This window comes from Paludifilum halophilum (assembly GCF_002245355.1).
Classification (GTDB): domain Bacteria; phylum Bacillota; class Bacilli; order Thermoactinomycetales; family DSM-45169; genus Paludifilum; species Paludifilum halophilum.
In genome coordinates, this window is the sequence record NZ_NOWF01000007.1 from 191,491 (window position 1) to 213,863 (window position 22,373).

Here is a 22,373-nt window from a genome sequence, read left to right on the forward strand (position 1 = left end):
GACCGTCCGCCAGGCGTGTCGATAAACCCTATTTAGGGAGGTGTGTTCCCAAAAAGCGCGTTTGCATTTCAATAGCTGAGAGGAAGCCGGCAATCTGATGATGCCGGCTTCCTCTATGGCCTGCAGGCTCCCTGGAAGCCTTGTGAAAAAGTTCGGGAGACAGCACAAAGAGGGAGGGTGCATCATGTGGAAGAAACATCAAGCGGTGGTCGAGGGTATTTATGCGGCTAAGCAGAAAAAAACTTTTGTGACAAGCCGGATGGATTCGGCGGAGCTGAAATATGGCGGAATTCCAGGGGATTTGCATTTCGGGCTGACGAAGTCCGCCGGGGCGAGAGAACCGATGTATTCCCGCGGAACGGAAATTTTCAACCGAAGACAAATTTCCGTCGTTTCCATCGAAGAATGTGAGAAAATCGCCGCAAACCTCCAGATTGAACGCGTTTTACCGCAATGGCTGGGAGCGAACCTCGTTATCCGCGGGTTCCCCTTCCTCACCCGCCTTCCCTCCGGGAGCCGGATCATTTTTCCGACTGGAGCCGGTCTGGTATGTGAGGGGGAAAACCTCCCCTGTACCCAGCCGGGAAACGTGATTCAGGAACAATACCCCGAGAAAAAACGCATGGTTTCTTCTTTTGTCAAAGCGGCGATGGGACTCAGAGGAATTGTCTGTATGGTTGAAAAGCCCGGATTCATTCACCCCGGGGATCCGGCCACCATCGTAGAATATAATCCGCCTCACCCTGCGGCCTCCGACCCCGGTTCCGATAGCGGGTGAATGCAAAAGCTCTAGGGCGGTGTCCAGCCTGGACACCAAAATCAGCCGGGGGGCGGTTGAACCCGGCTGATATCCATCCGTACATCTTTTTCCTCATACTTCCTCGAACAACTTCTCTCCCCGATGCAGACGCTGGGCAATGCGGGCAACATGGGGCAGTTCCCGGGCCGTCGGGGCGTGGGCCGCCAGGTAACGGGCCAAGGCGATGATCATCGTCCGCTGGGCTTCTTCGGCCAAGTCGCTGTTCTCCTCTGCCCATTCATCATGCTCCTTCCATGCCGCCTCCATCATCTGAAAGGAGTGAAACTCAGCATCCTCACGCAAGAGAGCGTGACCCAGTGTATTGAATAAAACACCCTTGTCGCCGCCTCGGTCCAGGTAGGTTACCACCCACTCCGCCGCTTCCGCCACCTGCTGTTGTTGGTTCATCAGTGCCAACAGTTGCCCGACATCCTGCGGGGCCTGTCGGGAGTTCGCCTCCCCCCGGGGCCGTCGTGCGGCGGGAATATTGAGAAATCGATCGAGATAAATCCGCATCGCGGTATGAAAACCCCCCCGCAGCAGTTCCTTACTGGGAGATCGACGGAGGCTGCGATGAACCGCGTGAGCATGAGTAAACGTGTGCAGGACTGCGATCCAGTCGCTGAAATCGTTTTGCACATGAAACCGGGCGATCCGTTCCCCCGCAGCCAGGGTGACCAGTTGAGACAACCGGACCGGAGACAGCCCTCGCCGGAGCGAGCGCAACATCCCCTGCACCGTCTCTTCCGGCCGATCCCCCAACAACAGGCGAATTAATTCCTCTTCATCGACCGCTCCCGGATCCCCTTTTTCAGGAATCTCCTTCATTGCTTCGAAGGCCCGTTTCAGTGGCCGGACCAAGTCAACGGGGGACTGCCAGCTGTGCAACTCTTCACTTCGCTCGGCATCGCCCAAATCCGGCAGCAGAGAAGTCAACACCCGCTCCCGGTGCTCTGGTCCGATGCGTTCCAGCATTTCAAAGGCTTTGTTGTGAAAATCCAGCACATGGCCGGCATCCATATAAAAATGACCGGTCACCGCCGCCATCATCATATCCGTCAACTGTTTCTCCGTTGCCCCGGAACGGATCGCTGTCAACAAAATTCGCTCCGCTCCTTGGGTATCCCGCACTTCCACCGCATGACGGTACCAGCGAAAAAGGCGTTGGATATCCGCTTTCTTCTCGGGGAGCGGCTCCAGTATAAAACGGGTCCCCTCACCGGCACTTTCCCTCGCAACATGGACGAGTCCTTGGAACAAAGCCAAAACCTTCCCCTTTTGATCCAACTTCGGCAGAATATTAAGCATAGCGGTCAGAATCGTCAGCCCGGATCTCCATCCCGAGCGACGATGGGTCGTCCCGAACTCCACGCCGATCCGGGCCACCTCTTCCGCCGGTTCGCCGGCCTCCATCAGACCGACCACCGCTTTGGCGATGACGAGGCTCAAGTTTTGTTCCAACCCCTCCCGCAATCGCTTCCGATGGCGATCCACTGTTCCTCGGCACCGGGGTGACGGAGTGAGATCAACGCCACCTTCGTTCACACGGTTCCGGGGTGTCACACGGTGCCCGGGGTCTACCCATACTTGACCGTTCTCAACTACGACCGGGTAAGTCGTCACATCATCGGCCCACGGATCCAAAGTCCCTCCACTTTGGATATCAAACCGGGCATGATGCCATTCACAAGTTAAAATACAATCTCTGATTCTTCCTTGATGGAGTGGGAATCCCATATGAGGGCACCGGTTATCCACAGCATAAACCTTTCCCTCATGATAAAAAACTGCGATTCCGTGACTCTTCCCTTTAACCACTTTCACCCCTGACTCCCGAATCTCTTTGAGAGAGCCTGCCGAAAGAAGATCCGACATCCATTTCCCCTCCTTTTTTACCTTTTCCCAATGACTGTCCCCTGCTGACTCCATTCCGTCCACACCGCCAACTCTTCCATGACTTCCTGCAACCGCCTGAAATCGGCGGGAAGCAGTTCCCCATTCTCGCTGAAGCTTTCGAAGTCCACGATCATCTGTTCCGGGAGCACCCAGGCATACAACCCGCGCAGGATTAAACGGAGGTTGTTCAAGGCATTCACCCCGCCTTTTCCTCCTCCTGAAGCGGCGGCTATAGCGACGGGTTTTCTCCGGAAGGAAGAACGGTCCAAAAAGTCCAGGGCATTTTTCAGTGCCCCGCTGATCCCGTTATGGTATTCCGGGGTGATAATGAAAAAGCCCTCCGACTCATCAGCAAGCCTCTTCCACCGTTTCACTCCGGGGTGGAGACTCTCTTCTCCTCCCTGAAAAAGGGGGAGAGGATCCATCCCCACATCAAAAGCGAGCGTCTCCATCTTTCTATGGGAAACCAATTCCACTGCCGCCGCAGACAAGCGGCGTGAAAGGGAGGATTGACGGGGACTGCCGCATAAGATCATTATTTTCATCGTGGATACCTCCTCGTCATTGACCATGTGTCCTCAACAGCTGCTCTCCACACAGACACCGGACCCGCCGCGGAGACGAAAAAGCTTCTTTTCAAGTGTACGGGCGGATCGATCCGATCCTCCCGGTTTTCCATCAAAACACGTTCCGTATTTCCAACCATTCCGATTCACACAATCCGCTCTTCTCCAGTGCTCTTGAATATTCCACTCCATCTCCTGGTTCCACATCCGCTTTTTCCTCCTGTTCGGCTGATCCGTTTTCTTGATCCGCGTCCACCTTCAGTTTATCGGGTTGATTCCGTTCGCTCTTCGGTTCCCGGATGGAATTTTCCCTGCTACAATAGTCCGGTCCGTAAAGACGGACCCGTCCTAAGCTTTTCGTCCCAGGAAGCCAACAGCCAAAACCTTCGAAAATAAAAACACTCCCCGGAAACGTCCATGGGAGTGCTGCTTATTAAAATCCGTCACATCCAACAGCCTTGGAATCTGATATACTGGGAACCATCCATTACATCCCGCGATGCGCTCGATAAGGGGGAGATTTTTCGTGAACCGAATGTTGAAGATCAAAGAGCCTGTCAACACGTGGACCCATTTTGTTACGTTTATTGTCGCCATCGTTGGACTAGTTTTTCTGATCCTGTTATCGAAGGAAAACTTGTCGAAGTTGATTACGATGACCATCTACGGGATCAGTGTCATTTTGCTGTACGGAGCCAGCTCCCTTTACCACTGGGTGAAAACGACACCCCGTAAGGAATTGATACTGAAAAAGCTGGATCACATCGCTATCTATTTGTTCATCGCCGGCTCCTATACCCCCGTCTTCTTTTACGGTTTGAACGGCTCCTGGAAATGGACGATGCTTACCGCTGTCTGGCTGCTGGCAGGGATTGGCGCCTTTCTGAAGATCTGGTTTGTTCACGCCCCCCGTTATGTATCCACCGCCTTTTATGTCACCTTAGGCTGGATCGCTGTCATTCCCTTCGTCCAGCTGGTGCACCGCTTGCCGACAGGAGCGATCACCCTGATGGTAGCCGGAGGAGTCGCCTATACGGTCGGGGCTGTCATTTACGCCACCAAATGCTTCGACTTTTTGCCGAACCGGTTCGGGTTTCATGAAATCTTCCATTTGTTCGTCATGGCGGGAAGCGCCATCCACTTCGCGATGATGCTGATCTACATCCTGCCGATGTGATTGAAAAGTACAACCCATAGTCAAGCCCTTCCATCATCGATTCCCGCCGAGTTCAACCTGTGGGGATTCTTTCCCCAGACTCGTTCCATCAGCATGGCGACCACCGTCCCCACCAACAAACCGTTGCTCGTGATCAATTGCACCACTGAAGGGAATGTACGGAACACTTCCGGCGGCACAAACAAAAGACCCACCCCGATCATAAGGGAAGTACCCAGGATCGTCATTCGGCGCTGATCCAGAGGGCCATCCACTACATTCCTGACTCCGATGCCGACGATCTGTGTGAAAGAGGCCAACAAAACGGCGTAGGTGACGGGACTGGGCAATCCCGCTAAAAAGGTGGTCAACACCGGTACCAGGGAAACGGCCACCAGCATGACGCCGGCGATCCGGTAGGGTCGCATCCGGCGCTGGTGGATCACCTGGATGAACCCGGCTGAGTTGGACAGGGGGACCATCCCCACTGAAGAGAAAACCGCCGCCAACATATTTCCCACTCCGTTAAACAGTCCACCCCGGTCCAAAGAGCGTCGATCCACTCGGTCTTTCCCGTGCACCACCTGGTCCACCGCCGCTACACTCGCCACGATGTTGGACAGCAAAACCACCGCTATCAAGACACCGGACAGCAACATGCCGGGATCCAACAAGGGGGGACCCCAAGCAAACACCTCCGGCAGACGAAACCAGCTGTCCGTCTGCGGAGGCGTTGGAGAAAGCCCCATTATCCCGAAAGCCGACCAACCGACACCGATTCCGATCAGGATCGAGTAATTCTTCATCCACCCCTTCCCCTTGACGGACAAAAGGATCACCAACAACATCACTCCGAAGGAAAGGAGAGTCGTCCACCCGTCAAGGCGGGGCGGATCTCCCCGGATTCCCAGCATTCCCTGAAGGAACACACCGCTCAGCTGAAAGACCAACAACAGCAGATACACGCCCGTCACCAGGGGTGTAAATAAGGCTATCATCCGACGCAGGAATCCAGTGAGCCCCAGCAAAGCCAAAAGCATCCCGGTCATCAGCATACCGCTTTCCAGCGAACGCAGGGTCATTCCCAGGTCGGAGCCCTGTCGGACAGCGGCATCCCCCATAATAACGAAAACCCCCAGCCAAATGCCGGCGGGTCCGTCAGCAATGGGCAGCCGGTGTCCAAACCAGCCCTGCAAGAGAGAAGTCACCCCGATGATAAAAAAGGCCCTTTGCATCAAATCCGCCACTTCCGGTTCCGGAAGTCGATAAATCTCACCGATGACAATGGGCATGGCCACCACATTGGAAACCATGAATACAAACCATTGCAGCGACCCGAAGGCCGTATTCCCCGTTTCTCTCTTCATCCCGTTTCATCTCCGCACTCCACTATTTGATCTGAGATTTTTATCTAAGAAAACCAACCTTTTTTCATGGCATAGACCGCCGCCTGCGTCCGATCATGCAGATCCAGTTTGTTCAGGATTCCACTCACATGGGTTTTCACTGTCTTTTCCGCAATAAACAGCTCTGCGGCAATCTCTTTATTACTCTTACCGGCGGTGATTTTCTCCAGTACTTCCCGCTCCCTGCGGGTCAATGTCTGAATATCCCGTTCAGGAGCCTTTCCGGAGTCTCCGGTGGTCGTTACATGAGAAACAAGATGGCCGGCCGCGCGGGGGTGCAACTGGGTCATTCCGCGATAAGCGGCACGGATCGTGTCGACTAACTCATCCGCCTCGATTTCCTTCAACTGATACCCCTCGGCACCGGCCCGGATCGCCGGCAATACATGATCCCGGTCGGAAAAGCTGGTCAATACAATCACCTTAACCTGGGGAAAAGAAGCTTTTATCTTTTTTGTCGCTTCAATGCCGTCCATCACCGGCATCATCAGATCCATCAAGACGACGTCCGGCGGCCCCTCCGCCACTTTTGCCAAGGCTTCTTTCCCGTTCCTGGCATCCCCGATGATTTCAATGTCTTTCTGAGTATGTAAAAACAGACGCAATCCTTTTACAACCATCGGATGGTCATCCACTAACAGAACGCGAATCGGCATCCCCCGACCTCCTCCCATCCATCGAAAAAAACACTCGAACGGCGGTCCCTTTCCCCGGTCGGCTGGCCAACTCCAGTGAACCGCCCAGGAGCTCCACCCGTTCCATCATTCCAGTGATGCCGAGGGAGCGTCGGTTAGTCTTTCGATCAGCAAACCCGCATCCATCGTCGATCACCTCCATCCGGACGACTTGTTCTTTCAGTTCCAGGGAGATGGTGACCCTTCTTGTACGGGCATGTTTGCTCACATTGTTCAACGCCTCCTGTCCGATCCGCCACAGAGCCTCCTCCACTCCCGGGGGCAAATTGCCGACTCCCTTCACCTCTTCCGAGACGTCCAGTTCCAGATCTTTACCGTAGTTTTTCAAAGCGGTAACCAATCCTTCCTCCAGTCCCGACGGGCGCAACTGCCAGATCAGGGAATGCATTTCCCGCAGAGCGTCCTGGGATAACGTCTGAATGTCCAGAAGGGAATCCCGAATCAGCCCTTCCTCTTCCGGCAACACTTCCCCCAAGCCCCGGGCCGTCAACGACAGGGAAAAAAGCTTCTGGTTGACAGAGTCATGCAGATCCCGGGCGAGGCGGTTCCGCTCCTCCGATACCCGGATTTGCTGTCGCCGCTCATCCACGCGAGCGCTCTCGACAGCCAGAGACAGATGATAAGCGACGGCTTTCAGGATTTGAAAATCCGTTTCATCCACATCCTCCGCCCGGGTATGGCCAAAGGCCAAAACACCCCCGATTTTCTTTTTCTCCGTATAGAGAGAGGCCGCTCCTACAACGGCACATTCCGGCATCCAATGTCTCAAAAGGCGCGCAACCCGCCCACCGAATGCTCCCCGATGATCCGACAAAGCGGCACTGATCTCCCCCAACCGGTCGGCGGGAGCCGAAACGCCCGGTGCGGTAAGCTTACCGTCAGCAAAAAGGGAACGTAATTGCAGTTGATCCCCTGACTTGATCCAACAGGAAAGATACGGCCAACCGAAAAAATATCCGATCCGGCCCATCACTTCCTCCGGCAGCTTTTCCACATCGCGGGCCTGCCAGATCATCCGGGTAACCTCATCCAGTTTGGAATAATGTTCCGCCCGTTTCTGCTGGGCTTGAAAAAGCCAGGTCTTTTTCACGGCTGTGCCGATCTGGTAGGCCACTGATTGGAGTAAGGCCAGCTCATCTTCAGAAAAAAGCTCCTTGCCCGGCGAAGCCACATTGAGAAGCCCGATCCGCTCCGCACCTGCAGTCAAGGGGACTGTCGCATGGTGAGTAATCCCCCGGGTATCTCCCCAATTGTATTGAACGGCATCCTCCAACCGCTTACATTCGATGATATTAACGGCCTGCTTCAACCGACCGTCCCAAAACCGTTCCAAACACCAACATCCGCCCTCGCACATCGGCTTTTGATTCTCCCGGGACAAGGCCGGGGGCAGGTGGTGGAGGGCGACGGGGAAATAGTGCGGCTTCTCCTTCACCAGATATATCCATCCCGTGGCGAGACCGGTCACCTCTAACAGTTTCTCCAGCACCGACTGCAACATCGGTTTCAACTCGCTGGATTGATTTAACGTTTCGGCAATGGTTTTTAAAGTAAAACGTTCCCTTTCCCGAAGATCTCCGGTCATGACCCTCTCCCCCGATCCGGTCCAACGGTTTCGGTTCGATCCTATCTTAAAACCGATCGATTAGCAATTCTCTCTGCCCATCAAAAATCCGACCCTCAGCGGGTCGGTTCCGTCAGATGACCCTTTCCCAATCAGCCGGAGCGCCACGCAGCGGTATGGATTACGCCCTGGGAGTCCGGTGAAAAAGTCCTGTTCAGGGAGGGTTGGGTTCCACACGGAGTGCCTTTGGCTCGTCAGAACAACGAAACGGAGTGTGGAACCCAACCCCGACCCCCACTAAGAGCGCACTAAATCACAACGCTTCTAGTCCTGCCCGATAAATCCCTCGGCGGGTGTTCGGGCGTCATCGATCCCGTTGCAACCAATCCACTCCCGGAATCTTCACCTGGAATTCCCTCTGAATCTGACCCGGAAACTCCCGAAGAAGTCCTCTCTTTTTTTCCTCAAGGTCCACCGTCGCCACCAAATGCCCCAACGCCTGATCCGCAGGAATCGTCCGTTCCTGGTAAATCCGTTGCAAAGATCGGATCAGGCGTTGGGGAAACAGGAGCTGGGCGTAAATCAGCCCGTAATCTTCCTCTTTCAAAGGGACTTCTTCCTGATAGGCATGGAGGATGGAATGCACTGCCTCCCCACTCCCTGTCCGTCCGTAGGCATACAAGATCAGACGGGCCAGATCCCGGCTTCTGACATCGAGAACCGCTCGATTCCAATCGATAAAGTGAATGCCTCCCCGGCCATCCCATAACACATTCCGGCGGTGCAGGTTACAATGACAGATTTCACCCCCGATGCGAGTCTCTTGGACCGACCGGTCTCCCCCCACCTTTTCCAAGTAACGAATGGCGGTCTCCAGCATCCCCTCCGTGTATGAGCAGTGTTTCAGCCAGTAACGATCCACCGGGGTAATCTCCCCGCTCATATCCGCAGACACTTTCAAGACACGGACTTGACGCGCCAATCCCTTCCAGATTTTCTCCCATTTCCCCGTATGCGTATAAGCCCCGGCGACTACCCGAGAGGGAGAAAACCCCCGGGATGCGGTATGAAGACGTGCCAAGGCCCGGGCAACGCCCGGCCAGCACTTCTCCCGGTTCCAGTCACGAATCCGGCCATCCATCCAGGGAAGGAGCACATAGCGATTTTTCATCCCGGCAAAGGTCAGCTGACCCCTTCGGGTGGGCACAGGAATCGGAATCCGGTGATCTCCCGCCTCTGAAATATGTCGAGCCAATTCCTGAATCAGCTGCCAACGAAGGGTATCCCCGGGGCGAACTCGTTTCAGCCCGTATCTTCCTTTTTCCGTATTCAGACAAAGAAGCCCACCTACCGGCTGGACCTCTTGCAACCGAATACCGTAATGATGGTATAAAACCCCGGATAGGTGCGGCTCCCCTGTCCATCGCTTCATTTCCATTTCCCAATCGTCCATCGGTTGATCCCTCACTTCGGTCAACATCCACTTATTCTATGTATATGCTGAATACGCCTAACCATCACTAAGTAACCAGAACGATATGGGTACAAGGAAGTGGGGGTCAACCGCCGACGCAACAACCCCTACTGAGCCTGATCGTTGGAATGGAGTTTAAAGTGGCCGATAAATCGGTTGGCCCATTCGGACATTTTTTTGTTCTTCAACCACATCAGTGAGATCTCCCGGCCAATGGGCTCATCGATGAGGATATACTTAATATTCTTCGGAAGTCTCGTTTCCTTCAGTGTCAGCAACGGCATAAAACTAATGCCCACTTCTGCCGCGACCAATCCCTTCACTGCGCAAATATGATCCGTTTCCGTTACGATTGAAGGTTTAAACCCTTTTTCCAAGCAGGTATGAATGATCGTGTCACGGATACTGCAGGGGTATGTGGTCAAAATGAAGGACTCTTTTTGTAAATCCGTCAGTGAGATTTTGTTGACGGATCTCCATTGATCATTATTGGGAACAAGCAATACAAAGGGATCGAAAAACAGGGAGACTCTTTCATAACCCTTTTTCTTGACCGGTTGGGCGATGCAGAGCTCGAATTTTCCCTGATCCAAATTTTCCAGAACCTCTTGCGAGGTCCAGTCCACCGATAACTGATACTTCACCGATTGATTCTGCGACTGTACCTGAGGAATAATGTTCGGCAAGTAGAAACGACTCACCGTGGGAATCGTTCCGATACTGAGCATCTTCCTTCCATCAACTTTATGTTTCAAATCCATTTTCAAACGGTTGACATCACCCAGTACTTTCTCCGTACGTTGAAGGAGGTACTCGCCGGATTTTGTCAAAGTTAATTGCTTTCCGTTGCGGTAAAAAAGCTCTGTATCCAATTCCTCTTCCAACAGTTTGATCTGCCGACTCAAGGTGGGCTGAGACAAATGGAGAAACTCGGCGGCTTTGGTGAAATGTTTCTGTTTAGCGACCGCCTGAAAATATTCAAGCTGATACAGCTCCATAGAGACTCCCCTTTTAATCAAATCTAAAATTCTGAACTATTATACCATACATTTTGTATGCTTATCATAAATTTTATATATATTTTGTAAATGATATTTTTCTTTATAAAAATTCGCCAATTTCCGATGTATCTTCTTTTCTTTTCCCGGAATATCATAATCGTACTATAGAAAATAATCATCAAAAAGCTTTTGAATGGGATCATAGTAATTAAAAATCCAAAAATAATACTTACGATATTAAAATATATTCCGTTTTTTATAAAAGAAAAAACCAGACAGATCTACATCCGCCCGGTTTCTCTATGTATAAGGATGAAAAGGTCAAGGTGCTCCGGGATCCGCCTTGGAAAAGGGATGGATCACATCCAGTCCCCCCGTCACATTGATGATATTCCCCGTGACAAAATCCGAGGCGGGTTCACAAAGGAAACGGATAACCCGGGCCACATCTTCACCGCAACCCGGACGGCCGCGGGGGGTTTCTTCATCCCTTTGATTCTGGACTTGGTGAATCCGCTTTTCTTTGTTTTCTCCCACCATATCCCCGGGACAAACCATGTTCGCGGTGATCCCGTAGGGGGCTTCCTCTACCGCCAAAGTCTTGGTCAAAGAGACCAGCCCTGTTTTGGCTGAGGCATAGGCGGACCGGTCCGGCCAGGCGGGAGACTCCATCGCACGGCCAAAACCGAACAAAACGATTCGTCCGCTCTTCTGTCTCCGCATCGCGGGTAATGCCGCATGTACGGCAAACAGAGCGCTTTTCAGGTTCCCGTCCACCATTTCCTCGATCTGATCCACGTTGTAATCCGCAAATCGCCGCCGCTCCCGAAAAAATGGACCGACAGCGTGAACCAAGGCATCCAGGCGTCCCCACCGGGCCACAACTTCTCTGACCAACCGGCCCACCTGCTCCCGGTCTTTCAACTCTCCGCCAAATACTTCGGCGCCCTGCCCCTTTCCTTCCAATTGATTCTTGAGTTGCAAGGCTTTATTTTGATGATTCCGGTAATGGATCGCCAAATTCCATCCCGCTTCAGCGAGCAAGATCGCCGTCATCCGTCCCAGACCTCCGGAGCTTCCCGTCACCAGGGCAACACGTCCTTGATCGGAATACATCACAAACCTCCTCTTGATCGTTTTTGCGGACCCCATACTCATATTCCCCCGTTGATCGGCCAACAATAAACCCATGTTTTGTCCAGGAGGAATCCATCATGTCATCAAACACGACACAGATTACGGAAGATGCCATTCACGCTACCACCCTGGCCTGGATGCAGGATCGGGGAGTCGACTTGGACGAAGTGGCCGCACTGGTTCTCTACCTTCAACGGGACTTCTATCCCGACCTCACCCCGGAAGAATGCCGCAACCACGTCGATCATGTCCTAACCAAACGGGAAGTGCAAAACGCCATTCTGACCGGTATCCAGTTGGATCGTCTGGCAGAGGAAAAGAAAATGGACGATCCGCTGCTGGACATGATTCTACGGGATGAAAGCCTTTACGGGATTGACGAAATTCTAGCCACTTCCATCCTCAATGTCTACGGAAGTATCGGCATGACCAATTATGGATACATCGATCGGGTCAAACCCGGTATTCTCAGCCGGTTGGACAACAAATCGAGCGGAAAGATCCACACCTTCCTCGATGATTTGGTGGGGGCCGTTGCCGCCTCTGCAGCCTCCCGCCTCAGCCACAATCGAAAGATGGAACAGGAAAGAGGAGCTGGTCAAACAACGGAAACGGGTTCCTGATTCAACCTTCTCAAAAAGATCCTTCGGGCAAAAACCCGGGTCATCGAAACCCGGGTTTTTGCCGTTGGGCGATTCTCATCTTCCGAGATAAATCCAATTACCGGCGCGTTTTTCTTTGGCGATCTCCCCCCGCCGGTACATATATTCCAGGTGGGCCAGGGTCTCGGATAAAGCAAACCGCAAATTGTGAACGGACAGATTCTCGCCGAAGATACGAAAACAGACATCCACTGCGGTGGTCCCGTTTTCCTCCTCCACCCAGTCGCGCATCCGGTCAAGACGCTCCTGGTGATGATGCTGCAGCTGTTCGATCCGCTCGCGGTAGGTTTGAAAAACCGGACCGTGGGATGGGAACACTTTTTTCACCGGCAGATCTTTCATTCGCTCCAATGTATTCAGATAGGAGCTGAGGGGATCCGGGTCACAACCCGGCCATAAACTGATATTCGGGGTGATTCGGGGTAGAAGGAAATCTCCTCCGATCAGCCATTGCCGTTCCGGATCGTAAAAACTGAGATGACCGTCGGCATGACCGGGAGTGTGCAGAATCCGATACTCCCGGTTCCCCAGGCGGATCGTCTCTCCCGCCGCAATCCAGGTCGGATCAGGAAAAGGTTCGACCCACTTCGTAAACCCTCGCAGATGCCCGGGAATCTTTTCTACCCATTCCGCCGGTAGACCGTGTTCGGAATAAAAGCGGGCCATCACATCGGGTTGATCGCTGTCTGAACGGAAAAACAGCCGGGCTTGTTCAAAATCCGTGCGGGAAATATAGACCGGAGACCCGGTCCGTCGCTGAAGCGTTCCCCCTAAGCCGAAGTGATCGGGGTGATAATGGGTAAGAACGATTTTCTCCACTTCGTCCCAGGAAAAGCCGGTTTCCACCGAAACACGGTCCCATTCATCCAGATCGTCTTGTACATGGAGACCGGTGTCCACGACTGTATATCCCTTCGAACCTTTGATTAAGTACGCTTTAATGATCTTTAAAGGAAACGGAAGTGGCAGAGAAACTTCAATCACATCGTCCCAGCGGTTCATCAAAAGCCTCCTCTAGATGAAATCCCAATCCTTCAGATCATCAACCGTATGTGTCGCCTGTATGCTTGAACGGCGACTCTCTTCCGGGGTGGTAACTCCGCTGAACACCAACAACGAATCCACCCCGCCCTTGACGCCGGCCAGGATATCCGTCGACAGGTTGTCCCCTACGATCAGGGTCTCCGATCGGGACGTACCGAGCCGCTGCAGGGCAAATTCCAAAATGGGAGGTTCCGGTTTACCGATAAAAACGGGATCCACACCGGTTGCGGAAGCGATTCCCGTACACAGGGAACCGTTTCCCGGGGTCAACCCCTCTTCTGTGGGCAGAACGAGGTCGCCATTGGTACCGAAAAAGCGGGCTCCGGCACGAATCGCCAGACAAGCCGTCTTCATCTTCTCATAGTGAAAACCGCGGTCGATCCCTACAATAACCGCATCAGGCCGATCTTCTCTCCAGTCCAAGCCGGCTTCGTGTAAAGCAGTGATCAGCCCGTTTTCCCCGATCGCGTAGACCGAGGATACTTCCGGGTCCCGCTTCAGATGTTGAGCTGTCGCGACGGCAGAGGTAACTACCTGCGATCCCTCAGCGGCATAGCCGAAGGTCCTTAATTTTTCCGCCACCTGGTCCGGACGGCGAGAGGAATTATTGGTGAAAAAAAGATAGGGAATCCCTAATTCCTCTAAACGCCGAACAAACTCCAATCCGGAGGGAATGACTTCCCGTCCCCGGTATAAAGTTCCGTCCAGATCGATTAAATATCCTCGATATCGAGTCATTGGGGAATCCTCCCCACAAAGATCATCCGGGGACTCTCCGCTCTGGAATAACGATGGCCTTCAAAATCCCCCTTGACTTGATCCACCGCCAGTCCGACCGAGTCCATCATCGCCTCCATCCGTTCGCGATCATACATTTTCACCCGTTCCTGATAGCGGCGTTCCCCCCGTTCATCCGTCACGAGAATCGTCTTACGGACGAATTCTCCGTCAATCCAGCGTTTCTCCCGAATCCGTGTTCCATCGACCTCCCGTTCACTCTCCGGAACCAGACTTCGCTCGACGGACTCCCGATTCAAAAAGTCCACTAAAAAGCGGCCTCCCGGCTTTAGAACCCGGGCCAGCTCCGACAGGACTTTCCGGTTGTCTTCGTCTTCCGCAAAATAACCGAAGGAAGTGAACAGATTCACCACGGCGTCGAAGGCGTTTGGATCGAAGGGAAGAGACCGCATATCCCCCCGGAGATAACGGATGTCCATCCCGCGGGACATTTCTTCGGCCCTCTTCAATAAAACGTCGGATAAGTCGATCCCGGTCACCCGGAACCCCATCTTTTGCAAAGGAATCGAATGGCGTCCGGTACCGCAACACAAATCCAGCACTTCTTCACCCGGTTGCAAATCGAGCCAACGGGCGACGGCATTCATCTCGCGATCCGCATGAACACGGTCACGGTGCCGATAAACCAATAAGTAATCCTCTCCGAAGCTTTCTTCATACCAGGAAGCCATGCCCTTTTCCTCCTACATCCTTTGTTGCCGCACAAATTCCATTGTATCACAGAAAAAGAACGACACCGGGGCGTGCCGTTCGCTGTCCGGGTCATTCCCCCCGGGACTGCACTTCCCTCAGGGCTTCCGCGACCTGGCAGTCCCAGCGGCGCAGCTTTTCTTCCCAATCCCGACCCAGCCGAGGCGGCCAACCGAAGAAGGATTCATTAAAACAAACAATGTGATAGGAACCGGCGAATACCGTCCGCAGTTGGAGAAAAGCGACCCATGTATCGCTGATTTTCGGACCGGGAATTCTGAGGTACGACTGGATCAAGTCCATCATCTCTTCCCCCAGTTGGTAGAGGCGCTGGACCGGGACCAACCACTCTTCGTCCCCTCCTTCTCCCTTTCCATGGATCATCGCCTCTACGGCTCGGATATCCTTATCAATCAAGGATATCCCTTCTTGCCGCCATTGCCGGACCCGATGAAGATCCTGCAAAGGATCGCGGTCCAAATCCCGACGTCGCTCATCGGCCAACTCTGACAGCGTCATCTCCAGAAGAGAACAAGCCATAGAGAAGGAGACCGCCAGACTACTTCCCGCTGCGGGGCTGGGTATCTTTCGCAGTCCCATCCGGTCGATGAATTCCTCCACACTCAGCGAAGTGAAATTCACCGCGACCCCTCTTTCCGTTTCGGGTAAGCCGGACCCAGTTCCCGGGTCAAGTAATCCCTCACCCAGTCGGTATAAGCGGTGAAAACACCGATATCCTTCAGATGGCTCGCCAATTCCTCATGATCCACCTCGTGATACCGGCGAACCAAACGGTCTCTGAGTCGGACCCACTCCTTGAGCCGCCCGGTTCCGTCGGAAGGAACCACTTGTTCGTCTTCCAATATATCGATGATATCGAGGTAACCCCCGGGATCCCGCATGATAAACCCGTCAATCATCACACTCCCCACATCGATCACACACTCCACAGCGATATGTACCGCCCGGGAAGCCGCGAAGAAAGAAACCAGACCCGGTTTTTGTGTCAGATCTTCCAATGTCTCCTGCATCACCCGAATACACTGTTCCAAATAATCGAGTTGAATCTCGATCCGTTCTGTATCCACGTCATAAATCATACGGACGACCTCCTTCGCTCTCCTCCTTATACCTTACCATATCCGTTCCTGTTCACTGTGTACCTTTCGCATATTTTTCAACGCAATCCACACAATGAAAAAGACAGACCACCGAGAAAGGAAGAAGCCGAATGCAATTGACGACCAAGGACCTGAACTATATCAAAGACGAGCTTTCCTGGGAGCTTTTAGCATTCAAGAAATGCCACCATTATGCCCAAGAGTGCCAGGATCCCCAAATCAAGCAGAAAATCGATGAAATCGGCCGTATCCACCAGAACCATTATGAACAACTCCTGAACCAACTCAACACCGCTGCCGGAGTCACCGGCGGCACCGGAACCACCATGACCCAATAAAGGAGGACCAGCGACATGGAACAACAGCCAACCGGCCAACAAGACCAGCAAACCCAATCCGGCCTGCCTCAGGTCAAAGGACCGGAGATGAACGACCGGGACCGCATCAACGACATGTTGGCCACGGAAAAATATTTAACGACCGCTTATAATGTAGCGGTGAACGAAGCAAGCTCACAACAGCTGTACCAGACTCAGATGAATTTTCTAACCGAACTGCACCAATGCCAGCGGGATCTTTTCACTCTGATGCAGCAAAAGGGCTGGTATAAAACGGACCCCGCCAATCCGCAGTTTACAGCGCAAGCGGCCCAAAAATTCAGCAACTACCGCACCCAGTTTCCCTACTCTTAAAAAGGAAACGAAACCGGTCTCCGGGAAAGGGGCCGGTCTTTTTTATGGAAAAGGACAACCCTTCTCACCTCTTCCATTTCTTCCAATTTCGCTGGACGGATCTTCAGGTTTATTTCAACTTCTCCTTTAAAATAATTTCGTTAATCATAACACAGAGGAAATCCCATAAATTCTTTTTTTAAATACACAGTTTTAAAATTCATTTGAATAAAACACGTTTTCTATCAAAAATTCATCCATATGCGGTCGAAGCGGAACATATCCTTCTCTCAGTATATAAATATAAATCTATAATAAATAAAAAATATATATAGAATAATCCCCCTCTCATTTCCAGACGCCGTGAAACAATCACGGGATTGATTACGTTGGTTCTTTGGGACAGTATTTGCAGAATAAAAAGCGGTTTTTTCCCCGCCGAGGGGAGAAAACACTTTTTTCCGCTTCAAGGATTCCGCCGGAAGGGGGTACCGGATTATGAGTACCGAACAAAAGGCACCGAAAACAGAGGTTGAAAAGCAACGGGACTATTTTTTTGACAATGTGAAATTCCTTTTAATCGCCCTCGTCGTTCTCGGACACGCCTACCGTCCGCTCATCGATGAGAGTCCGGTCATTAAAGCGGTCTATCTGGCGATCTATTCCTTTCACATGCCCCTGTTCATCCTGATTTCCGGTTACTTCGCCAAAAATTACTGGAAAGAAGGGCAAACTCGAAAAGTAATCGCCACCATCCTGATTCCTTATTTCATCTTTGAAATTCTGTATTCATTGTTTGATCATTTCGCCTATCAAACCGATGCGGTAGACATCTCCATTCTGGAACCGTACTGGATTATGTGGTTCCTGTTCAGTCTGTTCTTGTGGCGTTTGATTCTTCCTTATTTTATCAATCTGAAGTACCCGCTGGCGACCGCCTTCCTTCTCGCCATTCTGATCGGGTATATCGACGACGCCGACAAATACCTGAGCTTTTCGAGAACCGTCGCGTTTTTTCCTTTTTTCCTGGCGGGCTTCTACTTACAAAAACATCATATCGAAAAACTTTTCACCAAGGGAATCCGCACCCTTTCCTGGATCGGAATCCTCTCATCAGTCGGGCTGATGTATTATCTGGAATTTCACTCCTCCCTGAACCTCGATCTGCGCCGATGGATGTATTTCGTCTTTCCCTACGAGGATGTGGGTCACCCGGAATGGTACGCGGGAATCTATCGAATCGCGCTGATCGCTCTTGCGGCTGTGATGATCATCTTCTTCCTGAGCATTGTTCCGAGATCCAAAACCTTCTTCAGCGAATGGGGAAGCCGGTCTCTCTATGTTTACCTTTTGCACGGTTTCTTCATCAAAACCTATGATGCCCTCGACCTGGATGACAAGATGCCCGGTCCTTTTCTCTACATTTCTGCCACGCTGGCAGCCATCGGGTTGACGATTTTCCTCTCATCCCGATTTGTACAAAGGATCACCCATCCATTGCTCCAACCCAAAGTTCAGTGGCTTTTTCAAAAAAAAGAGCCGCAAAAGAAAAACCTGAATAGGGCGGTTTATTGAAGGACCGAATAAGCGACCCCCGAAAGGGGTCGTTTTTTTTGAAACATAACATCGTATAAAAAGATTTTCCGTCAAGGGAGCACTTTGTTTGTCATCGGGTGACATCCTTTGTCGCTCGGGAAGGATTCCGCGCGGACCTCCCGAAAAATGTGATAAATAACAAATTCGGGGAGGTATTGTCATGTCTAAACAAGCCCGTATTTCCACGCGGGAGGCCGCCCAACGCCTTCACGTTCACGCACGAACCGTCCGAAAATGGATCGATTCTTTTGAAGAATACATCTCTCCGGAAGTGAACGACCGCGGACATTATATGCTGACGGAGGATGGTTTCCTCCGGTTGAAGGATATCCAACAACGGCTTCAAGAAACGGGAAAATCAATGCGCCAAATCCGCCAGGACCTGGTGAAGGAGGGAAGATGGGAGATTGAACGTTTGTCTGAGCGCCCTCCTGTTGAAGAGGAGGCCCCGGTTGTTCCTTTCGGCAGGGAATATCCGATGCACCGCGTGGTGGGAAGCCTGGATGAAATCGGGGAAATGCTGGAGACGGTCTTTACACGGCTGGATCAGCTGGAGGACCATGTCTTTACGATGTTTGACATGATGGAGGAAATGGAGAAAAGAATGGCCGCCACCAGTCAAAATACCCTGCCCGCCGCTTCTGTGCAAAAGATGATGGATGAAATCGGAAAAAAGCAGGACCAACTCAAGGTGGAGCTGCGGAATGCCACTTTCTCTCACCGTTTGGCTTCGGCCGCAGAAGAGCCCAGTCCCTATATCCCCCGAAGGCAGAAGCGGACCCGATTTTTAGGGATCTTTTAGGGAATCCGCCCTTTTTCAATCAACCACCTTTCCATTTCAATGGCGGGAGGTTCACTGTATAATGGGATGGACAATCCATTAAAGGAGTTATCTGCGGTATGTCTCACGAAGACCTTATGTTCCTCTACGATGACGTGGAAGAAACAAAAACCCGCTTTGTCAGTTTTGTCGGGGAAACCAACCGTTTCGACCTGGGAATCACTACGACAGAGCGCTTTTACGGAAAGCTGTTGGTCTTTAACATTCAATCCAACCGATTCGCTCTCATCGGAGAGGACGACCTGGAGGAACCCGGGTATTTAGAACACATCTACCAGATTAACGAGGATGAGGCGGCAGAACTGAAGACATTTCTCGAAACCCTTTTGTAAAAACCGTCCGCTGTATAGGGAACACCTATCCGTCACAGGTTATCGGATGAGGTGGTTCATTTTGATTCAGCGTCGCAAGACCCGTTACAATGATGTAAAAACGGTGGAATCACTGCGGAACGAAGTGGTTGCCGAGGAGTTTCCGGAAGGTCCCTACGGAGCGGCGACGAATGAAGATGTATTGGGCAAGGAATCCCCTTGGAAAGCCTCCCAGCACGCCGCTCCTCAGTTTACTTATGAAATGCGGGAGTTTCACCAAGGACTCCCCCGGCGGATTCCTGGCAGCCATCCCACCCATGACGATCCCAACCGGAGCGAAGAAACAGACTAAACCGGCATGATGAAAGGAGCCACCCGGATGTTCGGCGAGGGCTCCTTTTTTTATGAAAAAGAGCCGGGTCCTTCAGAGGGACCCGGCTCTTTTCATTCTTCCTTTTGCTTAGGCTGGCGCCGTTCCCGGGAACGGTTCTTTTTGGAGGAGGGAGTCCCGGGGGATTTCACCCGTTTCAGTACAAAGTAAGCACACCCGAAATTGCAGTATTCGTGAAGATATTCCTCGAAATGAGTCATCCGCGTCTCCCGGGTAGCTTTAGGGTGACGATCGGAGAAAAAACCTTTTAGACGGAGTTGGCCGTAACCCCAGTCTCCGACGATATAATCGTATTTCTTCAGCACCTCGCTGTACCGCTTTTCAAAGACCTCCGGATTCCAGCCGTTTTTATGGTTTTTGACCAATTCGTAACGTTGGCCTTGTATCTCGACAAAATCCATTCGCACTCAACCCCGACAATCCATTTGTTAAATCTATGTTAACACATCTGATCCTTGAGCTTCACTTCGAGATCTCTGTTAAAAAATCCTACATTTTTGCGGGAAAGAAGTGTTTTTTATGATGCGTAATCCCTCTTTCCAGGGGCATCCTAACACGAAGGAGGTGGAGACTGACCATGAAGCGAGTGGCACTGTGTTTGGCCGCCTTTCTCCTGATCGCCACCGTCTCCTGTAATTCCATGGGAAGGCTGGACCGGCCGCAGGACAGCTATGATGAATCTCTTTACCGGAAAGAGCAGGGAGCCGTGCGGGAGTTTCTCGGAAACCCGAGGGGCCATCGACGCCTTCAGGGCAAAGAGTACCAACCGATCGGCTATAGCCGGCAGAGACAAAAAGGAAACCAATATTACAATGCAACAGACGGCGGAGGCGTTCCGGGCCCCGATGTCTATATCGACCGGGAGGCCCTGGCCCGGCAAATCGCTCATCTGACTACCCAGCTGCCCCAAGTGGATGACGCGGCGGTGGTGGTAACCGATGATCAGGTGTTTGTCGGCGTCAAGGGGGATAAAAAAGAGGTAAGTGATAAAACCGTTTATGAAGCCCGGCGCACGGCTCTCAGCTTAACCCCGCGGTATTATCAGATCCATGTGACCAAAGATCCTAAGCTCCGTCAAAAATTAACCCGCATCGGTGATCGGGTTCGGGGAGAAGGGCTCAATCAGCGCGACAGGGAACAGCTGTTGCAGCAGCTGGGAGACAGTCACTCCCCCAAATTTGACCAACCCTTTATCGATGAAGAACGCAGGAGACAAGAATCCAATGATACAGGACGCTGATTCAAAAAACAGCCTCCGGCGAGTGCCGAGGCTGTTTTTTGCAAGATCTGTAGAAGAGGGATTACTGGGCGGCCGCGGCATTTTTGTTGGCGGCTTGAACCTGTTCATGGGCGTGGTAAGAGCTGCGCACCAGCGGTCCCGATTCGACGTGGTCAAACCCGCGCTTCAAACCTTCTTCCTTCAGTTGGGCGAATTCGTCCGGAGTATAGTACTTCTCCAGTTTTAAGTGTTTTTTCGTCGGTTGCAGGTATTGCCCAATGGTCATAATGTTGCACTCGATACTGCGCAAGTCATCCATGGTCTCCAGAATTTCATCCCACTCCTCGCCGACGCCGATCATAATGCTGGATTTGGTGGGAATATCCGGTTGCATCTCCTTCGCCTTTTGCAACAGTTCCAGAGACCGGGGGTATTTCGCTTTGGAACGGACTCGATCCGACCTTCTTCGAACCGTCTCCATATTGTGGTTCAGAATATCCGGACGCTGATCCATCACCGTTTTCAGCGCCTCCCAGTTTCCTTGAAAGTCCGGAATCAACACTTCCACACTGGTCAAGGGATTGCGCTTGCGCACCGCTTTGATCGTCTCCGCAAAAACGGCGGCGCCTCCATCCTTCAGATCATCACGGGCGACGGAAGTGATGACCGCATGTTTCAATTTCATCTGCTCCACCGCTTCTGCCACGCGTTCCGGCTCTTGCCAATCCAACTCTGTCGGCAGTCCGGTTTTCACCGCACAAAACCGGCAGGCACGGGTACAGATATCCCCGAGAATCATAAAGGTGGCGGTGCGGTGGGTAGCCCAACACTCATATATATTGGGGCATTTCGCCTCTTCACACACGGTGTGGAGGGTTTTTCCCCGCATCATTTTTTTCAGTTCGCGGTAGTTTTCGTTCACTTTCAAATCGATTTTCAACCATTCCGGTTTCCGTTGATATGTAGACAAAATTGGACCCTCCTTAATACTGTCTCCGCTTCATGGATGAAGGGATTCCCCGAGTTTCCTCCATGATTTGATTTTAACAAGAGAAGCGAAGTCTGTGTGCTTCGCATCAATCGGCGAGGTTTCGGGGGAAAACCGTTCACAAGCAACCGTCCTGCTACTGACTATATTACCACAAACCATTGGGGGATACGCTTTTGTTTCTAATCATCGATCGGAAAACTCGGATCTTCCCGATCGATTCACCGATTGTAAATCCGGCTTGACAAGGGATATAATAAGTCTTAAATCCCGGGAAAAGAGGGAAATAATGAAATCTCACTTCCTCGGTCCGTCATCTCGTTATTCATTCTGACTTTATCCCTGCT

At 52.1% G+C, this 22,373-nt stretch carries 26 protein-coding genes; 10 read left to right on the plus strand and 16 right to left on the minus strand.

Annotation, left to right across the window (positions count from 1 at the left end):
- Positions 1 to 184: 184 nt before the first annotated feature.
- A complete protein-coding gene (locus CHM34_RS12595; protein WP_094264959.1) occupies positions 185 to 778 on the plus strand; it encodes an MOSC domain-containing protein in 594 nt (197 codons plus the stop codon).
- Between the two features lie 93 nt (positions 779 to 871).
- Here CHM34_RS12595 and CHM34_RS12600 read toward each other — a convergent pair whose 3' ends face one another.
- From CHM34_RS12600 to CHM34_RS12610, 3 genes are read right to left on the minus strand one after another with little or no spacing between them, the layout of a single operon-like run.
- Positions 872 to 2,674 carry a Rieske (2Fe-2S) protein gene (locus tag CHM34_RS12600; protein WP_094264960.1) on the minus strand — a complete coding sequence of 601 codons (1,803 nt, stop codon included), beginning with the start codon at positions 2,672 to 2,674 and terminating at the stop codon, positions 872 to 874.
- A gap of 17 nt (positions 2,675 to 2,691) precedes the next feature.
- Positions 2,692 to 3,240: an NADPH-dependent FMN reductase gene (locus tag CHM34_RS12605; protein WP_094264961.1), complete on the minus strand. Its 549-nt coding sequence runs from the start codon at positions 3,238 to 3,240 to the stop codon at positions 2,692 to 2,694.
- Between the two features lie 33 nt (positions 3,241 to 3,273).
- The gene (locus tag CHM34_RS12610; protein WP_094264962.1) at positions 3,274 to 3,468 is read right to left on the minus strand and encodes a hypothetical protein; all 195 of its coding nucleotides are present in this window, start codon (positions 3,466 to 3,468) and stop codon (positions 3,274 to 3,276) included.
- Positions 3,469 to 3,796: 328 nt separating this feature from the next.
- On the opposite strand from CHM34_RS12610, the gene trhA reads away from it, so the two are divergent.
- On the plus strand, positions 3,797 to 4,438 hold the full coding sequence (trhA, locus tag CHM34_RS12615; RefSeq protein ID WP_240512020.1) for a PAQR family membrane homeostasis protein TrhA: 642 nt from the start codon (positions 3,797 to 3,799) through the stop codon (positions 4,436 to 4,438).
- Between the two features lie 20 nt (positions 4,439 to 4,458).
- On the opposite strand, the gene CHM34_RS12620 is transcribed toward trhA, so the two are convergent.
- From CHM34_RS12620 to CHM34_RS12645, 6 genes are all read right to left on the minus strand, one after another.
- Complete coding sequence (locus CHM34_RS12620; protein ID WP_094264964.1) at positions 4,459 to 5,784, minus strand: purine/pyrimidine permease; 1,326 nt, start codon at positions 5,782 to 5,784, stop codon at positions 4,459 to 4,461.
- Positions 5,785 to 5,828: 44 nt separating this feature from the next.
- Complete coding sequence (locus CHM34_RS12625) at positions 5,829 to 6,479, minus strand: response regulator (protein WP_094264965.1); 651 nt, start codon at positions 6,477 to 6,479, stop codon at positions 5,829 to 5,831.
- Entirely contained in the window at positions 6,451 to 8,103 is a 1,653-nt protein-coding gene (locus CHM34_RS12630) for a GAF domain-containing sensor histidine kinase (RefSeq protein ID WP_094264966.1), read from the minus strand. The genes CHM34_RS12625 and CHM34_RS12630 overlap by 29 nt, the downstream gene beginning before the upstream one ends.
- A 343-nt stretch (positions 8,104 to 8,446) precedes the next feature.
- Positions 8,447 to 9,535 (minus strand): YutH/CotS family kinase-like spore coat protein, encoded by a 1,089-nt coding sequence (locus tag CHM34_RS12635; RefSeq protein ID WP_169713716.1) that lies wholly within the window; start codon positions 9,533 to 9,535, stop codon positions 8,447 to 8,449.
- A 128-nt stretch (positions 9,536 to 9,663) separates the two neighbouring features.
- The gene (locus CHM34_RS12640; RefSeq protein ID WP_094264968.1) at positions 9,664 to 10,554 is read right to left on the minus strand and encodes a LysR family transcriptional regulator; all 891 of its coding nucleotides are present in this window, start codon (positions 10,552 to 10,554) and stop codon (positions 9,664 to 9,666) included.
- A 324-nt stretch (positions 10,555 to 10,878) separates the two neighbouring features.
- Complete coding sequence (locus tag CHM34_RS12645; protein WP_094264969.1) at positions 10,879 to 11,673, minus strand: SDR family oxidoreductase; 795 nt, start codon at positions 11,671 to 11,673, stop codon at positions 10,879 to 10,881.
- Positions 11,674 to 11,771: 98 nt separating this feature from the next.
- On the opposite strand from CHM34_RS12645, the gene CHM34_RS12650 reads away from it, so the two are divergent.
- The gene (locus tag CHM34_RS12650) at positions 11,772 to 12,317 is read left to right on the plus strand and encodes a phosphatidylglycerophosphatase A family protein (RefSeq protein ID WP_094264970.1); all 546 of its coding nucleotides are present in this window, start codon (positions 11,772 to 11,774) and stop codon (positions 12,315 to 12,317) included.
- Positions 12,318 to 12,392: 75 nt separating this feature from the next.
- Here CHM34_RS12650 and CHM34_RS12655 read toward each other — a convergent pair whose 3' ends face one another.
- From CHM34_RS12655 to CHM34_RS12675, 5 genes are all read right to left on the minus strand, one after another.
- A complete protein-coding gene (locus CHM34_RS12655) occupies positions 12,393 to 13,358 on the minus strand; it encodes an MBL fold metallo-hydrolase (RefSeq protein WP_094264971.1) in 966 nt (321 codons plus the stop codon).
- 12 nt (positions 13,359 to 13,370) lie between these two features.
- Positions 13,371 to 14,138: a 5' nucleotidase NucF gene (gene nucF, locus CHM34_RS12660; RefSeq protein WP_094264972.1), complete on the minus strand. Its 768-nt coding sequence runs from the start codon at positions 14,136 to 14,138 to the stop codon at positions 13,371 to 13,373.
- Positions 14,135 to 14,869 carry a class I SAM-dependent methyltransferase gene (locus CHM34_RS12665; RefSeq protein ID WP_169713717.1) on the minus strand — a complete coding sequence of 245 codons (735 nt, stop codon included), beginning with the start codon at positions 14,867 to 14,869 and terminating at the stop codon, positions 14,135 to 14,137. The genes nucF and CHM34_RS12665 overlap by 4 nt, the downstream gene beginning before the upstream one ends.
- Before the next feature lie 91 nt (positions 14,870 to 14,960).
- Entirely contained in the window at positions 14,961 to 15,530 is a 570-nt protein-coding gene (locus tag CHM34_RS12670; RefSeq protein WP_094264973.1) for a cyclodeaminase/cyclohydrolase family protein, read from the minus strand.
- Entirely contained in the window at positions 15,527 to 15,988 is a 462-nt protein-coding gene (locus CHM34_RS12675; RefSeq protein WP_094264974.1) for a DUF86 domain-containing protein, read from the minus strand. The genes CHM34_RS12670 and CHM34_RS12675 overlap by 4 nt, the downstream gene beginning before the upstream one ends.
- A 131-nt stretch (positions 15,989 to 16,119) precedes the next feature.
- Between CHM34_RS12675 and CHM34_RS12680 the strand changes: the two genes are divergently transcribed.
- The 6 genes from CHM34_RS12680 (at position 16,120) to CHM34_RS12705 (ending at position 19,780) form a co-directional block, all read left to right on the plus strand.
- The gene (locus CHM34_RS12680; protein ID WP_094264975.1) at positions 16,120 to 16,347 is read left to right on the plus strand and encodes a hypothetical protein; all 228 of its coding nucleotides are present in this window, start codon (positions 16,120 to 16,122) and stop codon (positions 16,345 to 16,347) included.
- 15 nt (positions 16,348 to 16,362) lie between these two features.
- On the plus strand, positions 16,363 to 16,701 hold the full coding sequence (locus tag CHM34_RS12685; protein ID WP_094264976.1) for a spore coat protein: 339 nt from the start codon (positions 16,363 to 16,365) through the stop codon (positions 16,699 to 16,701).
- A gap of 477 nt (positions 16,702 to 17,178) precedes the next feature.
- Positions 17,179 to 18,255, plus strand: coding sequence for an acyltransferase family protein (locus tag CHM34_RS12690; protein WP_094264977.1), 1,077 nt, complete (start codon positions 17,179 to 17,181; stop codon positions 18,253 to 18,255).
- A gap of 181 nt (positions 18,256 to 18,436) precedes the next feature.
- Entirely contained in the window at positions 18,437 to 19,078 is a 642-nt protein-coding gene (locus tag CHM34_RS12695) for a MerR family transcriptional regulator (RefSeq protein WP_094264978.1), read from the plus strand.
- A gap of 98 nt (positions 19,079 to 19,176) precedes the next feature.
- Complete coding sequence (locus CHM34_RS12700) at positions 19,177 to 19,449, plus strand: DUF3055 domain-containing protein (RefSeq protein ID WP_094264979.1); 273 nt, start codon at positions 19,177 to 19,179, stop codon at positions 19,447 to 19,449.
- A gap of 61 nt (positions 19,450 to 19,510) precedes the next feature.
- Positions 19,511 to 19,780, plus strand: coding sequence for a hypothetical protein (locus CHM34_RS12705; protein WP_240512005.1), 270 nt, complete (start codon positions 19,511 to 19,513; stop codon positions 19,778 to 19,780).
- A gap of 92 nt (positions 19,781 to 19,872) precedes the next feature.
- Here CHM34_RS12705 and CHM34_RS12710 read toward each other — a convergent pair whose 3' ends face one another.
- Positions 19,873 to 20,220: a YutD family protein gene (locus CHM34_RS12710; RefSeq protein WP_094264981.1), complete on the minus strand. Its 348-nt coding sequence runs from the start codon at positions 20,218 to 20,220 to the stop codon at positions 19,873 to 19,875.
- A gap of 176 nt (positions 20,221 to 20,396) precedes the next feature.
- Between CHM34_RS12710 and CHM34_RS12715 the strand changes: the two genes are divergently transcribed.
- The gene (locus CHM34_RS12715; RefSeq protein ID WP_094264982.1) at positions 20,397 to 21,059 is read left to right on the plus strand and encodes a YhcN/YlaJ family sporulation lipoprotein; all 663 of its coding nucleotides are present in this window, start codon (positions 20,397 to 20,399) and stop codon (positions 21,057 to 21,059) included.
- A gap of 61 nt (positions 21,060 to 21,120) precedes the next feature.
- Here CHM34_RS12715 and lipA read toward each other — a convergent pair whose 3' ends face one another.
- A complete protein-coding gene (lipA, locus tag CHM34_RS12720; protein ID WP_439116330.1) occupies positions 21,121 to 22,008 on the minus strand; it encodes a lipoyl synthase in 888 nt (295 codons plus the stop codon).
- Positions 22,009 to 22,373 lie beyond the last annotated feature (365 nt).